14 protein-coding genes are annotated in these 15,376 nt (G+C 38.8%); 10 read left to right on the top strand and 4 right to left on the bottom strand.

What is annotated here, in order from left to right:
* The first annotated feature begins 30 nt into the window (after window positions 1–30).
* The 3 genes from nhaC to IGL17_RS01530 all read left to right on the top strand — a co-directional run bounded on the left by nhaC (window position 31) and on the right by IGL17_RS01530 (window position 2,702).
* A complete protein-coding gene (gene nhaC / locus IGL17_RS01520; RefSeq protein WP_002383673.1) occupies window positions 31–1,476 on the top strand; it encodes a Na+/H+ antiporter NhaC in 1,446 nt (481 codons plus the stop codon).
* A gap of 151 nt (window positions 1,477–1,627) precedes the next feature.
* Window positions 1,628–2,062, top strand: a complete 435-nt coding sequence (locus tag IGL17_RS01525; RefSeq protein WP_016618119.1) for a MarR family winged helix-turn-helix transcriptional regulator — start codon at window positions 1,628–1,630, stop codon at window positions 2,060–2,062.
* Between the two features lie 4 nt (window positions 2,063–2,066).
* Window positions 2,067–2,702 carry a nitroreductase family protein gene (locus IGL17_RS01530; protein ID WP_010713585.1) on the top strand — a complete coding sequence of 212 codons (636 nt, stop codon included), beginning with the start codon at window positions 2,067–2,069 and terminating at the stop codon, window positions 2,700–2,702.
* Between the two features lie 42 nt (window positions 2,703–2,744).
* On the opposite strand, the gene IGL17_RS01535 is transcribed toward IGL17_RS01530, so the two are convergent.
* Window positions 2,745–3,578, bottom strand: coding sequence for a Cof-type HAD-IIB family hydrolase (locus IGL17_RS01535; protein WP_016618120.1), 834 nt, complete (start codon window positions 3,576–3,578; stop codon window positions 2,745–2,747).
* A gap of 183 nt (window positions 3,579–3,761) precedes the next feature.
* Between IGL17_RS01535 and IGL17_RS01540 the strand changes: the two genes are divergently transcribed.
* Genes IGL17_RS01540 through IGL17_RS01550 form a run of 3 tightly spaced genes read left to right on the top strand, consistent with a single transcriptional unit; the run spans window position 3,762 to window position 7,979 of the window.
* Window positions 3,762–5,510 carry a PTS transporter subunit EIIC gene (locus IGL17_RS01540; protein WP_016618121.1) on the top strand — a complete coding sequence of 583 codons (1,749 nt, stop codon included), beginning with the start codon at window positions 3,762–3,764 and terminating at the stop codon, window positions 5,508–5,510.
* Window positions 5,501–7,534: a BglG family transcription antiterminator gene (locus tag IGL17_RS01545; RefSeq protein WP_002355275.1), complete on the top strand. Its 2,034-nt coding sequence runs from the start codon at window positions 5,501–5,503 to the stop codon at window positions 7,532–7,534. Before IGL17_RS01540 ends, IGL17_RS01545 begins: the two co-directional genes overlap by 10 nt.
* A gap of 10 nt (window positions 7,535–7,544) precedes the next feature.
* Window positions 7,545–7,979 carry a PTS sugar transporter subunit IIA gene (locus IGL17_RS01550; protein WP_002358391.1) on the top strand — a complete coding sequence of 145 codons (435 nt, stop codon included), beginning with the start codon at window positions 7,545–7,547 and terminating at the stop codon, window positions 7,977–7,979.
* Between the two features lie 256 nt (window positions 7,980–8,235).
* On the opposite strand, the gene IGL17_RS01555 is transcribed toward IGL17_RS01550, so the two are convergent.
* Window positions 8,236–8,331, bottom strand: a complete 96-nt coding sequence (locus IGL17_RS01555; RefSeq protein WP_159150560.1) for a type I toxin-antitoxin system Fst family toxin — start codon at window positions 8,329–8,331, stop codon at window positions 8,236–8,238.
* A 245-nt stretch (window positions 8,332–8,576) separates the two neighbouring features.
* Here IGL17_RS01555 and IGL17_RS01560 point away from each other — a divergent pair, with 245 nt between their 5' ends.
* Genes IGL17_RS01560 through IGL17_RS01570 form a run of 3 tightly spaced genes read left to right on the top strand, consistent with a single transcriptional unit; the run spans window position 8,577 to window position 11,970 of the window.
* Entirely contained in the window at window positions 8,577–10,349 is a 1,773-nt protein-coding gene (locus tag IGL17_RS01560) for a PTS mannitol-specific transporter subunit IIBC (protein ID WP_010821364.1), read from the top strand.
* Window positions 10,350–10,363: 14 nt separating this feature from the next.
* Window positions 10,364–10,801 (top strand): PTS sugar transporter subunit IIA, encoded by a 438-nt coding sequence (locus tag IGL17_RS01565; RefSeq protein WP_002355279.1) that lies wholly within the window; start codon window positions 10,364–10,366, stop codon window positions 10,799–10,801.
* Window positions 10,802–10,815: 14 nt separating this feature from the next.
* The gene (locus IGL17_RS01570; RefSeq protein WP_002355280.1) at window positions 10,816–11,970 is read left to right on the top strand and encodes a mannitol-1-phosphate 5-dehydrogenase; all 1,155 of its coding nucleotides are present in this window, start codon (window positions 10,816–10,818) and stop codon (window positions 11,968–11,970) included.
* Window positions 11,971–12,037: 67 nt separating this feature from the next.
* Here IGL17_RS01570 and IGL17_RS01575 read toward each other — a convergent pair whose 3' ends face one another.
* Together IGL17_RS01575 and IGL17_RS01580 are read right to left on the bottom strand one after the other, a co-directional pair.
* Window positions 12,038–13,153 (bottom strand): NAD(P)/FAD-dependent oxidoreductase, encoded by a 1,116-nt coding sequence (locus tag IGL17_RS01575; protein WP_016618123.1) that lies wholly within the window; start codon window positions 13,151–13,153, stop codon window positions 12,038–12,040.
* A 78-nt stretch (window positions 13,154–13,231) separates the two neighbouring features.
* On the bottom strand, window positions 13,232–13,870 hold the full coding sequence (locus IGL17_RS01580) for an NAD(P)H-binding protein (RefSeq protein WP_002358396.1): 639 nt from the start codon (window positions 13,868–13,870) through the stop codon (window positions 13,232–13,234).
* A 320-nt stretch (window positions 13,871–14,190) separates the two neighbouring features.
* Between IGL17_RS01580 and IGL17_RS01585 the strand changes: the two genes are divergently transcribed.
* Window positions 14,191–15,369: an efflux RND transporter periplasmic adaptor subunit gene (locus IGL17_RS01585; protein WP_002366099.1), complete on the top strand. Its 1,179-nt coding sequence runs from the start codon at window positions 14,191–14,193 to the stop codon at window positions 15,367–15,369.
* Window positions 15,370–15,376: the final 7 nt, after the last annotated feature.

Here is a 15,376-nt window from a genome sequence, read left to right on the forward strand (position 1 = left end):
AGGGGTTATTCGTTATCATAAGATCCTTTAATGTCAGAGTATTCAGAAAAAAGATTAGAGGAGAGTAACGAAATGAAAGAAAAACAGAAAAAGAAGACCGTGAGTGTTCGAGAAGCAAGTATCGTGTTATTAATTATTGTGGCAGCTATTGCAACAGGAGTAATTGGCTTAAAGATATCGCCAAATATTACTATTTTGTTTGTGATTGCATTGATTTTAGGCTACGCAATGTTTCGTAAAGTACCATTTGATCAAATGCATAAAGGGATTGTTGATGGCTTGAAGCCAGGGATTATTCCAATTTTTATTTTTATTTTAGTGGGGGCATTGATTGCCGTTTGGATTCAAGCAGGAATTATTCCAACGATTATGGTTTTTGGTTTTAAAATGATTAGTGTTAAATGGTTTGTGCCGTCAGTTTTTATTGTCTGTGCGATTGTCGGCAGTGCAGTAGGTAGTGCTTTTACAGTGATGTCAACAATTGGAATTGCCTTTTTCGGTATTGGCAGTACCTTAGGGTTAAATCCTGCTTTAGTTGTGGGGGCGATTGTTTCTGGTTCAGTTTTTGGTGATAAAATGTCACCTTTATCAGAATCAACAAACTTAGCCGCAGCGATTGTTGAAGCGGATTTGTTTAAACATATAAAAAACTTGATGTGGTCGACTGTACCAGCATTTATCGTCTCTTTAATCTTGTTTATGATTTTAGGACAAACGTACGCGAATACAAGTCTGACAGAAGTAGTTCAAGTTATTCAAGTATTGGAAGACCACTTTACCATTTCAATTTGGTCATTGTTACCATTAGCCTTAATGTTAATCTGTGCCTGGCGCAAAATTCCAGCGATTATCACGATTTTGTTGAACATTATTGTGGCAGTAATTATGATTATTATTCAAAATCCGAAAGTATCGTTGCAGGCATTAGGAAACACGTTGGAAAATGGGTTTGTTTCTCAAACGGGGAACGCACAAATTGATCAATTATTAAGTCGTGGCGGAATTATGAGCATGATGCCGACTGTGGCACTTATTATTCTAACGTTGTCTCTAGGTGGCTTATTAATGGAATTAGGATTGATCTCTGCGGTCATGGAAGTTGTTTCGCAGAAAATGAGCAGTACACCGAAATTGATTTTATCAACGTTATTAACAGGAATTGGCGTAAATATTTTTATTGGTGAACAATTCCTATCGGTTATTTTACCAGGGAATGCCTTTAAAGAAGTTTACAAAAAAGAAGGCTTGGATCCGACTGTTTTAGGCAGAACCTTGGAGGATGGTGGGACGGTTATTAACTACCTCATTCCTTGGGGGATTGCAGGTAGCTTCGTAGCGGGGACCTTTGGCGTACCAACGTTGACTTACTTACCATTTGTTTTCTTTAGCTTATTATCGCCTGTCTTCTCAATGGTCAGTGCATTTACTGGTTTAGGGATTAAGCGGTTATCAGCAGAACCTGTTACCGAAAAATAGATTGATTAAAATAGAACAGTTGATGGGGAATACTGTAGTTTCTCTCTGTCAATTGTTCTATTTTTCTTGTAAAAAAGGTTGCATTTTTAGAAAGAAACAGTTATAGTTGACTAGTCAATTGTTGACGAGTCATCTTTTTAAGGAGGAAACTATGTCGTTATCATTACGGGAAGTCAGCCAATTATTATGTCAGTTAAAGGTATTAGATCAAAAAATTACCAAAGTTTTTGAAGAGCAAGTTGGCTTGAGTTTGACTCGTTATGAGTTGCTGATGATTTTAAAAGAACGTCAGCCGTGTCTTCAAACGGAGATTCAAGAACACTTAAAAATCGATAGTGGTGCGGTCACTCGCCATTTGAAAATTTTAGAAGAGAAACAGTATGTGACACGACAGCGAAATCCAGAAAATAATCGGGAAGTGCTAGTGCATTTAACAGAAAAAGCACAACAAGAACTACAGCAATGTACAACCAAGCAACAAACGGTAACAGAAATTATTCCCAGTACATTTACAAAGGACGACTGTCGCCAATTAAAAGAACTTTTGACAAAACTAGATCAAAGCATTACAACGAAAGAGGTATGATAGAATGACAACATATACAACGAATGATTTTTCAGAGATTGTTTTTGGCCGCAAATCGGTTCGGGTGTACGATGAAACCCATAAAATTTCTCATGAAGAAATGTTAACAATGATTCAAGAAGCGACCACCGCCCCTTCTTCTGTTAACATGCAGCCATGGCGTTTTGTCGTAGTAGAAAGTGAAGTAGGCAAAGAAAAATTAAAACCCTTAATTCGCTTTAATACGCGTCAAAATGAAACATCTTCTGCAATGCTCTTAATTTTTGGTGATCTAAACTGCCATGAGCGAGGAGAGGAAATTTACAATCAAGCCTATGCTAGTGGTAAAATGCCTAAGGAAGTGCGGGACCAACAATTAGCAGCCATTATTCCCCATTATGAAAGTTTAAGCAGAGAACAAATGAATGACATCGTAAAAATTGATGCGAGTTTAGCAGCTATGCAATTTATGTTAGTGGCCCGAGCTCACGGATATGAAACAAATCCAATCGGTGGTTTTGAAGCGGAAAAATTAGCCGAAACATTTGGTTTAGATCAAGAGCGCTATGTCCCAGTAATGATTTTATCTGTGGGTAAGGGCATGGAAACTGGTTATGAATCTGTTCGTTTAGCACCAGAAAAAATCACGACATTTGAATAGGCAATAAAAAATGACGGCGTACGCTTGCATCAACCAACGATCTTAAAGAAAGTTGGCTAATGCAACAGCGATGCCGTCATTGTCGTTGGATAAAGTGACTTCCGTTGCGATGCTTTTAAGCTCGTCAACGGCGTTTTCCATAGCAATCCCCGTGCCGGCCCATTCCAACATTGTATAATCGTTGTGACCATCACCAAAAGCAATTACTTCTTCAGCAGCTATACCTAACTGTAGGGTTAGTTTTTCTAAAGAACGCGCTTTATCAATATTTTTTGCGGTAAATTCAAAATAGAAAGGAGCGGAAAAAGCAGCGGTGACGGTTTCTTTGAAAGGCGCGTAGATGGCCTCATGATATTTTTGTAAATAGGCGGGTTCACCAGCAATTAAAATTTTGTTCAAGGGAAAGTTTAGTCTGGCGGCTAAATCACGCCACTCACATAATTGAAAGTTGCCACCCCGTGATTCATATTCAATAATATTAAAATCACCAGTCTCTAAATGTAAGGTGTGATGAAAAACATCATTGACATACATAAATGTTTCATCATTAATCATTGGAATTACGTCAAATTGTTTCAAATGCTCTAAAATTTGTTGACTCAATGACTTTGAAATTGTCTGATTAAATAGTTGTTGCTGACTGCCGTGATGGGTGACACAAGCGCCGTTATAGGAAAGTAAGTGTCCATTATAATGAGCCATCTCCAATTCATCTGCTAAGGGCCGCATACCGTTAGTCGGGCGGCCAGAAGCCAAAATCAGTGATAGGCCTTGTTTTTGTGCAGCTACTAATGCTTGTCGTGTTTTTTGTGAAATCTTTTTTTCTGAAGTTAACAAGGTACCATCAATATCCATTACAATTGCTTTGATTGCCATAATTGGCCTCCAATCCGAAGAGTTTCTTTCTTTTAGTATAAAAGTTTTTTCTATTAATGTAAACGGATTCTCTTGTGAGGTGTATAAAAGAATTATTTTACAAAAATCTATACTATTTTTTTGTGAAATTTCATATAATAGAAGTATTCTAATTATCTACATAGAGAGCGAGGGACAAGGAATATGAAGGAAAAAGAAATGCATTCGCTCTTTTTTAAACATAAGTTTGTGAAAGTAACTCCCTATTTACGTCGTTTTGGTCATCGTTTGAGTGGGATGATTATGCCAAATTTGAGTATTTTTATTGCGTGGAGCTTATTGTCTTTGGTGGCTGGCTATACGACAGGGAATCTACGGCTAGCTCTTTCTGAAGTCGAAACGATAATGATTCGAGTTGTTTTACCGATTTTAATTGGTTTTACAGGCGGAAAAATGTTCGAGGAACAACGTGGCGGCGTTGTTGCTGCTATTGCGACAGTGGGCGTGATTGTTTCCACAGATGTTCCACAGTTGTTTGGTGCTATGTTTATTGGCCCTTTAGCAGGATATACTTTCGCCAAAATTGAACAAATTCTCTTACCGAAAGTTAAAGAAGGCTATGAGATGCTGACTAAAAACTTTTTAGCAGGAATTGTGGGAGGACTGCTTTGCTGTTTTGGTATTCTGGTTGTAGCTCCGGCTGTTGAAAGTGCTAGTTTTTGGCTGTATCAATTTTCTTCTTGGTTAATTGAAGCCAATCTTTTACCATTGGTTCACGTTTTCTTAGAGCCCTTAAAAGTGTTATTTTTTAATAATGCGATTAACCATGGCTTATTAACGCCTCTAGGTTTAGAAGGCGCTAGTCAAACAGGTCAGTCCATTTTATTTCTATTGGAAACAAATCCTGGACCAGGCGTGGGCGTTTTGGTTGCTTTTCTGCTGTTTGGGCCTGTAGGACAACGAAAAACAGCAGGAGGTGCCACCATGATTCAACTGATTGGTGGCATTCATGAAATTTATTTTCCGTTTGTTTTAATGGATCCGCGCTTATTTTTAGCAGTAATTGCTGGAGGAATGAGTGGTACGCTTGTTTTTCAAATATTTAATGTGGGGCTAAGTGCTCCAGCTTCGCCAGGTTCATTGGTTGCGATTTTAGCCAATGCCCCGACTGAGGCGAGGCTGGCGGTTTTTAGCGGAATTTTTGTTAGCTTTCTGTGCTCTTTTGCAATAGCAAGCTTGTTATTAAAACGTCAACGAGGAATTGAACCAGTTTCAATGATAAAGATGAAGGAGAAGGAGGAAGACCAAGTGGAAACAGTCACACCTAACTATCAGCAAATTTTATTTGTTTGTGATGCAGGAATGGGCTCAAGTGCCATGGGGGCTAGTTTGCTAAGCCGACAATTAAAAGCTGTGGACTTGGAGATACCTGTGACTTACCAGTCCGTTCATCAGATGAAGTGGCAGCCTAAGACATTAGTGGTCATTCAAGCAGAATTGAAACAGTTAGCACAAAAGTACGTCCCAGAAAAGGATATGGTGAGTGTTCAAAATTTTTTAGAAATTAAATCCTATTACCCGCAAGTTTTAGCCAAACTGACTGCTTCTTCTCAAGAGCAATCTTCACTTGGTTCAGAGTCTACTGAAACGAACCCGATAAAACAAATACAGAAGCTTGTTTTTTTATATGCCGAGAATGTTCGAGGATCGCAAACAATGGGAATGGAATTATTGCGGCAACAAGCGGCGAAACAAGGAGTCGCGATTGAAGTATCTAAAGAACCACTGGAAACAGTCTTTTTTACCAAGGAGACAACCTACGTAGTGACTCGTGAACTGGCGCAAGCCTATCATTTAGATCTAACGCAACAAAATTTATACGTAGTTACTAGTTTTTTGAATAAGAAAGAGTATCAAGAATGGCTGGAAGGAGGAGCTGATAGATGTTTTTAACGACAAGAGAAACGGTTCTATTAACGGAATTAGTGAATAGTCCTACCCCCGTTTCAGTAAACCGCATGATGAATTTGTTAAAGGTTAGCCGCCGGACGGTATATCGTGAATTAGAAAATTTAGAAACCTCGCTAGCATCGATGGGCGCGACGTTGGAAAAAGTAGCTCGTGGGCGCTTTTCGATTCAAGCAGATGAAGCAGCGATGACGGAAATTCAGGCTGCTATTTTAGGAGAAGAGACACAGGAACTTTCTACTTTGGCGCGGCAACATGCGATTTTATTGACATTACTGCAAACAAAAGAGCCAGTCTCTATGCATTATTTTCTGGAAACGTATTGTATTAGTAATACGACTTTTTATGCCGATATTAAACAATTAGAAACACGGATTGCTCGGATTCCGTTGACGATTTCTCGGAATCAAGGCTATGAAGTGACTGGTTCTGAAAAATATCGCCGTCTTCTAATGGCGAATATTCTAAGTATGGAAATTAATGAGTACCAATTTTTTCATTTTACCGAATTAACAACAAACGACCATTTTTTCTTTCAGTTTATTCATGCAGAACATTTAGCATTTGCACAAAAAATTGTTCAGCCAGAAGTAGAAACTTTATTTCCAGCATTAAGTGATCGTAAATTACAACATTTGATTTTAATGTTAACAATTGCGATGGATCGGGTCACTGCAGGTTTTTATTTAGCTGATGAGACCTATACTGGGCAGATGAATAAGGCCTTTCTAAATTGTTCTAAACGACTTTTTTCAAAAGTCGCTGCTGAAACAAAACAACTATACGCTGTCAGTGAGATTGTTTTTTTTGCTAGCTTATTAAGTGATTTTTCTAATTCTTTTGATGAAGATTTTTTTGATGAACATTTTGACACTCAGCTGGCTTATGCAGTGAAACAACTGATTGAAGCAGTAAGTCAAGAAACAGAAGTTAATTTTTTCGAAGATACCAATCTGTATAAAATGTTGTTGACGCATTTATCAGGTGTTTTTTCTCGGGCGGTTTTACAAGAAGAAGATTTAACGAATCCCATTTTAGAACGGATCATGAATCAATATCAAGAAATAGCTGCGGCTTTACGCCAAGCGTTGCCGCAAATTTTTCCGCAAAAGAATCTATCGGAAGAGGAAATTGCCTACATGGTACTTCATTTTGCTAATTCTTTAGAACGGAGTCCCAAAATTATGGAAGTTGATATTGCTGGTTTTTCTCCTAGCGGTTTGGCTTCGACAAGTATGCTGGAAATGCGATTACGGCGCTACTTTCCTTTTATCAACCAGATTCATTTTTTTCGGATTGCGGATTTAGGTAAGGTGAATGTTGAGGAAAACTATGACTTAGTGATTTCCACTTCGTTATTACCAGGATACAATGGTAAATATAAATTGATCTCACCGTTACTTTTAGACGATGAAATCCGCCAATTGAAAGAAGAGTTTAAGCGGATTAGTCACGAAAAACGCTCGCTTAGGAAAGCGCCTGTGAAAAAAATAGGTGGCGAAGAAAGCTACGAAACAGTGGTCGCTTTCATGGAAGAAATTAGTAAACTATTAGAAACATTTTTCATAGCAGATTTAAATAATCAAGCGGATTTAGCAGAAACCGTTCAACAAGCTCTCGCGCAACTTTCCGCAGATTTAATCACCGATAGTGCAATCGTCTGTCAGCAATTGATGAAACGTTACGAGCAAGCGCCTATTGGGATTCCTCAGACGGAAATGGCCTTATTCCATACCTCAAGTACAGCAGTGACACAGCCTGTTTTTTGTATTTTTAATCTGGCCCAGCCACTTATGATTGAAGGTATGGATAAAAAGCCGATGCAGTTACAACGTATGTTACTCATGCTAGCGCCGATGCCGATTGATGAAACAATCGGGAAAATTTTAGGAAAAATCAGTGGTGCGATTATTATGAATGATTTAAATACAGAAATTTTTCATTCAGGAAATGAAGCCATTGTTTATCAGTTGCTTTCGTCATTATTAATTGAAGAAATGAAAGGCTAGGTGTTGAGAGATGTTTGAAATTACAGCGGAGCAAATAATGTTGAATCAATCGTATGCTAGTTGGGAGGAAGCACTTGCAGCTTCTGGTGAATTACTGCTAAAAAATCAGTTGGTCACGCCTGACTATGTCAAAGCAATGTATCAACGTCAACAAAAAGTCAGTGTGTATATCGGTAACTTCGTGGCATTGCCTCATGCGGAAGGACAAGATGAACAAGTTTTAAAAGAAGGGATTTGCTTTATTCAAGTGCCTGATGGGGTCAACTTTGGTACGGAAGCAGATCGAAAAATAGCTACTTTGTTATTTGTCGTTGCTCTAAAAAGTCAACGGCAACTAAGCATGCTTCAAGAATTAGCTTTTTTCTGTTCAGATCTCGAAAACATTCAGCGGCTCAGTGATTGTCGAACAATAGATGAAGCGCAAAAAATTCTGGCTCAAGCCTAAAGTTACGTCTGAAAAAAATCAATTCATTCTGAAATGTTCAATAATTATTGAAATAATTTTATATTAAAAAAATAAAATATTTTAATTTAAGAGGTTAAACAAAAAAGATAAGAAGATTCCTTGACAAAAAATAGGACCTATGATAAATTTAAGGTAACTTGTGACAAAGTCGTGCATGGATGCACTAAAAAGACACCCTATTGTGGTAGGGTGTCTTTTTTTGCTGTTTAGACAGCAGCGGTTGGAAGCAACTTGTTTATTCCTCGTTCTGTTTTTCCAACCAAGTGGTTACAAGTTTCAGGACAATCCCGACAAAAATCGGCACAAGAATTTTTGTGACAATCTCGTACATGTGATGCACCTCCTTTCGAGGCAAGTCGCCAATTTGAGTATAGCATAAAAAGTTGTTCATTTATTATTGAAATTATTAGAAATGGAATAAGCACGTGTTTTCTAGTTTTCGTAACTAGAGAACACGTGCTTTTTTCTTTCAACTTTTGGCACAATGGTTTGTGCCAAAGTACGACTTTTTCCAGATTCGGAAAGCGGATACAATTTAGTCAACAAGAAAAGTTACTTGAGAGAAGGGGAATAAAAATGGAACAAGTACCAGAAAAAAATAAAGTATCAATTAAAGCAAAAGTCCAAAGACTTGGCAGTACCTTATCTAGCATGGTGATGCCCAATATCGGGGCGTTGATTGCGTGGGGCGTTTTGACAGCGCTATTTATCCCAGATGGATATCTGCCAAATAAAGCCTTTGCCACGATGGTTGGCCCAATGTTGACCTATTTAATTCCATTATTAATTGGCTACACTGGTGGGAAAGTAATTGCAGGTGATCGCGGTGCCGTAGTTGGCGCAATTGCGACAATGGGCGTGATTGTGGGAACCGATATTCCGATGATGTTAGGTGCCATGATTATGGGTCCACTTGGTGGCTTTACAATTAAGAAATTTGATCAGTATTTCCAACATCGGATTAAAGCTGGTTTTGAAATGTTAGTAAACAATTTTTCAGCTGGATTAATTGGTTTTGCGTTAGCTTTACTTGGTTTTTCAGCGATTGGCCCAATTGTCGATGCGCTGACTGCTGCAATGGCACGTGGTGTGGAAATCATTTTAAATGCTCATTTGATTCCATTAACGAGTATTTTTATTGAACCGGCAAAAGTGCTCTTTTTAAACAATGCGATTAATCATGGCATCTTAACACCCTTAGGGACAGAACAAGTCTTATCGGCTGGCAAATCAATTCTTTTCCTATTAGAAGCAAACCCTGGTCCTGGGTTAGGTGTCTTATTAGCATTTATGTTTTTTGGAAAAGGTGCGGCAAAATCTTCTGCGCCGGGAGCAATAATTATTCATTTCCTTGGTGGTATCCACGAAATTTACTTCCCATATGTAATGATGAAACCGTTATTATTCTTATCGGTTATTGCAGGTGGCGCGACAGGTAGTTTGGTTTTCCAAACGTTAGATGCTGGTTTACGTGCGCCCGCTTCACCAGGCTCCATTATAGCTATTTTAGCGATGACACCAATGGGTTCTTACTTACCAGTTATTTTAGGTGTTTTGGCAGCAACTGCTGTTTCCTTTGCAGTATCCGCAGTCATTTTAAAAGCAGATGCGAAAGAAGAAAGTGATGAATTTGCCCAAAAAGTGAAAGAAACCCAAGCTGCTAAAGCAGCATCAAAAGGATTAACTGTCGCAAATGGTAGTGCTTCATTGTCAGGAATTCAACAAATTATTTTTGCTTGTGATGCTGGGATGGGCTCTAGTGCAATGGGTGCGTCTATCTTACGGAAAAAGGTCCAAGAGGCTGGTTTAGTACAAACTGTGACGAATCGGGCCATTAATAATTTGACCGATGAGGGAAATACATTGATTGTCACACAAGCGGAATTGCAAGAACGGGCCAAACAGAAAGCACCTAATGCAACCTTTGTAGCAGTTGAAAACTTCTTGAACTCACCACGTTATGATGAAATTGTGGCTGAACTATCAGGTACCAAAGAAAAAAACGATGCACAACCAACAGTCTCCAAAGCAACACCTGCTTCTGAAATTGAGGGAGATTTAGCAAATGTCAATGAGATTCTTTTGGTTCACGATGATCGTGTCGGGTCAGCGACGATGGGAATGAAAGTCTTAGAAGAAATTTTAGATAAAGAGAAAATTTCAATGCCGATTCGAAAAATTAATATTAATGAATTAACTCAACAAACACAGGCTTTAATTGTCACAAAAGCTGAACTAACGGAACAAGCCCGTAAAAAAGCACCGAAAGCGACACACTTATCAGTAAAAAGTATGGTTAATCCCCAAAAATATGAAACAGTGGTTTCGCTCTTAAAAGAAAGTGCATAGAGAGGAAGAAAACAATGGAAAATCTTACGAATATTTCAATTGAATTAAATCAACAGTTTAATACAAAAGAAGAAGCTATTCGCTTTTGCGGCGAAAAACTAGTCGAGGCAGGCTGTGTTGAGCCCGCTTATATCGAAGCAATGATTGAAAGAGACCAATTGCTATCTGTTTATATGGGGAATTTTATTGCCATTCCTCATGGAACAGAAGAAGCCAAAAAATTAGTGAAAAAATCAGGAATCTGTGTAGTGCAAGTCCCAGAGGGTGTTAATTTTGGCACCGAAGAAGATGAAAAAATTGCTACCGTATTATTTGGGATTGCCGGAGTCGGTGAAGAACATTTGCAATTAGTCCAACAAATTGCACTTTATTGTAGTGATATGGATAACGTGGTGCAACTTGCCGACGCATTAAGTAAAGAAGAAATAACAGAAAATTTAGCCATTGCTTAAAGGAGAGAATAAGAATGAACGCAGTACATTTTGGAGCAGGAAATATTGGACGCGGCTTTATCGGCGAAATTTTAGCTAAAAACGGGTTTCATATTACGTTTGTGGATGTTAATGAAACTATCATTCAAGCGTTAAAAGAACGTAAAAGTTATACAATTGAATTGGCCGATGCCTCACATCAACAAATTAACGTTGAAAATGTGACCGGGTTAAATAACATGACAGAACCAGAAAAAGTAGTAGAAGCAATTGCGGAAGCTGATTTAGTCACGACGGCGATTGGTCCCAATATTTTACCAAGAATTGCTGAATTAATTGCCCAAGGAATTGATGCACGTGCTGAAGCAAATTGTCAAAAGCCGCTGGATATTATTGCTTGTGAAAATATGATTGGTGGTTCAACCTTTTTAGCAGAAGAAGTGGCTAAATATTTGAAAAACCCAGCTTATGCTGAACAATGGATTGGTTTTCCTGATGCGGCGGTTGATCGGATTGTTCCATTACAAAAACATGAAGATCCACTTTTTGTTCAAGTTGAGCCTTTTTGTGAATGGGTCATTGATGATACCAACCGAAAAGCCAAAGAGATTCAGTTAGAAGGCGTTCATTACGTTGCTGATTTAGAGCCGTATATTGAACGAAAATTATTTAGTGTAAACACTGGCCATGCTACAGTTGCCTATACAGGGGCGTTGTTAGGCTATCAAACCATTGACGAAGCGATGCAGGACGCCTTAGTGGTAGCACAACTCAAATCAGTTTTGCAGGAAACCGGTAAACTTTTAGTGGCTAAATGGAATTTTGATGAACAAGAACATGCAGCCTATATTGAAAAAATTATTCAACGTTTCCAAAATAAATATATTTCAGATGCTATTACACGTGTAGCACGGACACCAATCAGAAAATTAGGTGCGCAAGAACGGTTTATTCGACCAATCCGTGAATTACAGGAACGCAATCTAGTGTCGCCGCATTTATTAGCAATGATTGGTATTGTCTTTAATTATCATGATCCAGAAGATGAACAAAGCCGTCAATTACAGGAAATGCTTGACCAAGAAAGCGTTGATACAGTGATCGCTGAAGTAACGGGCATTGAAGATCCAGAAACGGTTAAAAATATTAAACAAAACGTAGAACGCTACGCGCGACCACAAGTAGCATAATAACAAAATCCTTCTACCAAGATACTTCACATTTCTTAATTAAAAGGAAAAAACAACCGCTCGCTGATTAAAGTGAGGGGTTGTTTTTAACATATTGACTAAGTGGTTTTTGATAAAGTTCTCCTTTGAAGACACCTGTATTGAAGTATTCAGCTAATTGGTAACCAATGAATGGGCCAGTAGTGAGTCCTGATGAACCAAGTCCGCTAGCAACCACAAGGTGGGGCAGCTCTGGCAAAGGGCCAAAAAACGGAGCGAAATCAGATGTATAAGCACGTGTACCAACGCGGTAATGCATGGGTTGCTTAAAAAGCTGCTCTGCTTCTTTTAGAAATGGCGCAGTCCCAGAAGTTAGTTGTTGAAAAGCGCTAGCAGTCTCTTCTAAATCCCAGGCTTGTTCATTTTCGTGAGTGGCACCTAATAAAATTTTTCCTTTATTAAAAGGAATTAAATCGGCTTCGCCATCTAACATAGCAACAGGCCATTGCTGACTGTTTGTAAAAGGGGTCTCGAAAACTAATAATTGTCCTTTTTGGGGACGAATGTCCACAGATAAATTTAAAGTAGCGAGTAATTCCTTTAAATGAGGACCAGGTGTTAAAGCGAGAAAATCAACGCTCTTTTTTTCTGAATTTGTGACAATTTCCCACCCTTGATTCAGTTGTCGAAAGTGCGCCCGTTGTGAACAAAAAGTGACCCCTTTGGCTTCGGCGCGTTTCTGAAGATGGTTTAGATAAGCTGGTCCATCTAGGCGACCGCCGCCAGAAATAAAAAGTGAGGGAGTTTCCTTAAGTAGCGGTAAGAACTTCGCTGTTTGAACCGCTGACAACATCGTGATTTCTCCAATTTCAGGTGCAGTTTGCTTACGCTCTTCTGCCAAATGGGCTAAGTCTGCCAAAGCAGCTGCCGGACGCAAAATGACTGTCCCTGATTGACGATAAATATCTTCCGTCAGCTGAAAATCTTTGACTAGCTTTGGAAATAGGGCAGCGCCCTCTCGCGCTAATTGGTACCATTTCTTATTTCGACGTTTGGATAGCCAAGGGGAAATAATCCCAGCGCTCGCTTTAGTCGCTTGGCCGATCCCTTCATCATAAACGGTAATGTCAAATTTTTGTGGATCTAAATAATTAGCTAACGTCATTCCGATAATGCCGCCGCCAATAATGGCAATTTTTTTCATGCTTCTTCTCTCCTTCGAACAGTTGTATTGTAACACAAAAAAACCGCCTCTAGACAGAGACGATTGAGAGATAACTTGTTAGCGGGTCCTTCTGTGTGTGTAAATAGAATTGCCGCCTTCTAAAACGTGAACAATTTCTTGTGCCATTTCTGCCACAGGCACAGGATCATAGCCAATAAATAAGTTCTTTAAAAAGGGGATTTTCTTAAAAAAATAAATACATTTACTAAAAAGTATGGTGCCGGTACGTTCTTGACCTACAAGTAAACTAGGATAAAAAATTACTGCTTCGGCGACTTCTTGGTGGATTAGTTCCTCCGCTGCCAATTTGGCATCCATATATTTTCTCAAAGGGAAAGGAACAGTATTGGCTGAAATAAATAAAAACTTAGCTGGCTTTTTTTGTTGTGCTAAAAAAGAGCTGATTTTTTTCACTGGCGTCAGAATTAGCCGTTGATAGGTTTTCTTTTTTCGTGGATTTTCAAATAAAATACCTACTGTATCAATGACCCAATCAGCACGTTGGACCTGTTCTTGCCAATTCGTGTCACGAGTAACATCGGAGCATACCCACTGCACTTGGTGGCTCCAAGATGCGGAGAGCGTGGCAGGCTTTCCATGACGTGAAACACTGATGACTTGATGTTGGCGTTGGACTAAAATTTTCGCGATTTGTTGACCTAAAAAACCGCTACCGCCAAAAATAATGACTTTCATGGCAAGCCCTCACTTTCAATTGTTTCTTCTAGTGTACCTTAAATAAAAAAAGAAGCAAAAAATCTCGATTACGCATAGTTTAGTTATAAATAACATAAAAATAACCTTTTTAGATTGTTGAAATACAAAGACCCAACAATGGTTATTTATTGTCGTGAAATAAATAAAAAAATGGACAAAAATGAAATAAATCAGACTAAAGGCCTAGAGAAATGCCCTTGTTTCTTGAATTCAAGCATGGTTAAATAGTTATAAGTGAACGACCGAGCAATTTAGTTTGTTGGGGAAAATAGACAGAATGAGGAGATGAAACGAAGAAAATGAAGAAGAAAACGATAATTATATTGGGGGCAGTTGCGGTAATTGCGGTTGGGGGCATCGTAACTGTGAATGCGTTAAATAAAAATGCACAACAAGTAGCTGTCAAGCAAGCGCCTAAAGATGACTGGGGAATTGACTATTTTGACGTTCCCGACTTGCAACAAATTTATATTAACGGTGTCATCCAACCGGAACAAATGGAAGCCTTTGCGCGTGATCAAAAAATAACAAAGGATCCAGAGATTAAGGTGAAAAACGGCGATGTCGTAGATGCAGGCACAGAATTATTTACTTATGAAGATGAGGCGGTCACAAAAGAAATTGAGGCACAACAAAATAGCTTAGCCAAATTAGAAACGAAGCGGGCGAATATCTATAATAAGTGGAATCGGGCCATTGATAAATTTAATAAAACTAAAGAAGAAGACCGCACGATGTCTGGTGATGATTTAAATGAACAATATCAAACAGAAGTCGATGCGGTAGATGAAGAGATTACCTTTACAAATGAAACCTTAGCGGATTTAGGAGCGAAGCAATATATTTCCACAAAGGCTAATTTCAAAGGTCGCGTATCAATTCCAGAAGTAAAAGATGCCAATTCACCGATTTTACGGTTAACTTCAGAAGATCTTTATTTAGCTGGGAAAGTGAATGAAAAGGACTTGACTAAAATTAGTGTTGGGCAAAAAGCTAAACTAACTTCTGTTTCCAACAATGTGGTTGTGGATGGCTCAATTTCTTATATCGATGATAATCCTCCTGAAGGCAACAGCGATGCCGCGAGTGGCAATCCAGAGGGCGGCACGACGATGTCTAGTTATAGCGTCAAAATTGCGTTGGCCAATTTAGACAAAGTCAAAAATGGTTACCATATGCAAGCAACCATTGATTTAGGCGATTTAGGGGCGATTGAGTTACCGAAAAAAGCGATTCAAAAAGAGGGTGAACAGGCCTACGTTTTAGTGAATGATTTTGGAACCATCATTCGTCGTGATGTCCAAGTCGGGCAAGAAAATGGCGACAAAATGGCGATTGAATCTGGCTTAGAATCAGCCGACCGAGTGGTTATTTCTTCAAAAAAACCAGTAAAAGTCGGTGATATTGTTGAATCAGATGCAGCGATTGCTTCTGATGAATCAGCAACCAACGAATCACTGACAGATGCGTCGAAATAGGAGGGCT

This window comes from Enterococcus sp. AZ088 (genome assembly GCF_051714845.1).
GTDB classification, from domain to species: Bacteria; Bacillota; Bacilli; order Lactobacillales; family Enterococcaceae; genus Enterococcus; species Enterococcus faecalis.

Bases quoted from the DNA above. Each gene is read 5' to 3' on its own strand.
- IGL17_RS01575 (WP_016618123.1), bottom strand. From the start codon at position 13,153: ATGAAAAAAATTGCCATTATTGGCGGCGGCATTATCGGAATGACGTTA.
- IGL17_RS01560 (WP_010821364.1), top strand. From the start codon at position 8,577: ATGGAACAAGTACCAGAAAAAAATAAAGTATCAATTAAAGCAAAAGTC.
- IGL17_RS01570 (WP_002355280.1), top strand. From the start codon at position 10,816: ATGAACGCAGTACATTTTGGAGCAGGAAATATTGGACGCGGCTTTATC.
- IGL17_RS01535 (WP_016618120.1), bottom strand. From the start codon at position 3,578: ATGGCAATCAAAGCAATTGTAATGGATATTGATGGTACCTTGTTAACT.
- IGL17_RS01530 (WP_010713585.1), top strand. From the start codon at position 2,067: ATGACAACATATACAACGAATGATTTTTCAGAGATTGTTTTTGGCCGC.
- IGL17_RS01545 (WP_002355275.1), top strand. From the start codon at position 5,501: ATGTTTTTAACGACAAGAGAAACGGTTCTATTAACGGAATTAGTGAAT.
- IGL17_RS01550 (WP_002358391.1), top strand. From the start codon at position 7,545: ATGTTTGAAATTACAGCGGAGCAAATAATGTTGAATCAATCGTATGCT.
- IGL17_RS01525 (WP_016618119.1), top strand. From the start codon at position 1,628: ATGTCGTTATCATTACGGGAAGTCAGCCAATTATTATGTCAGTTAAAG.
- IGL17_RS01585 (WP_002366099.1), top strand. From the start codon at position 14,191: ATGAAGAAGAAAACGATAATTATATTGGGGGCAGTTGCGGTAATTGCG.
- nhaC (WP_002383673.1), top strand. From the start codon at position 31: ATGTCAGAGTATTCAGAAAAAAGATTAGAGGAGAGTAACGAAATGAAA.
- IGL17_RS01580 (WP_002358396.1), bottom strand. From the start codon at position 13,870: ATGAAAGTCATTATTTTTGGCGGTAGCGGTTTTTTAGGTCAACAAATC.
- IGL17_RS01565 (WP_002355279.1), top strand. From the start codon at position 10,364: ATGGAAAATCTTACGAATATTTCAATTGAATTAAATCAACAGTTTAAT.
- IGL17_RS01540 (WP_016618121.1), top strand. From the start codon at position 3,762: ATGAAGGAAAAAGAAATGCATTCGCTCTTTTTTAAACATAAGTTTGTG.
- IGL17_RS01555 (WP_159150560.1), bottom strand. From the start codon at position 8,331: ATGTACGAGATTGTCACAAAAATTCTTGTGCCGATTTTTGTCGGGATT.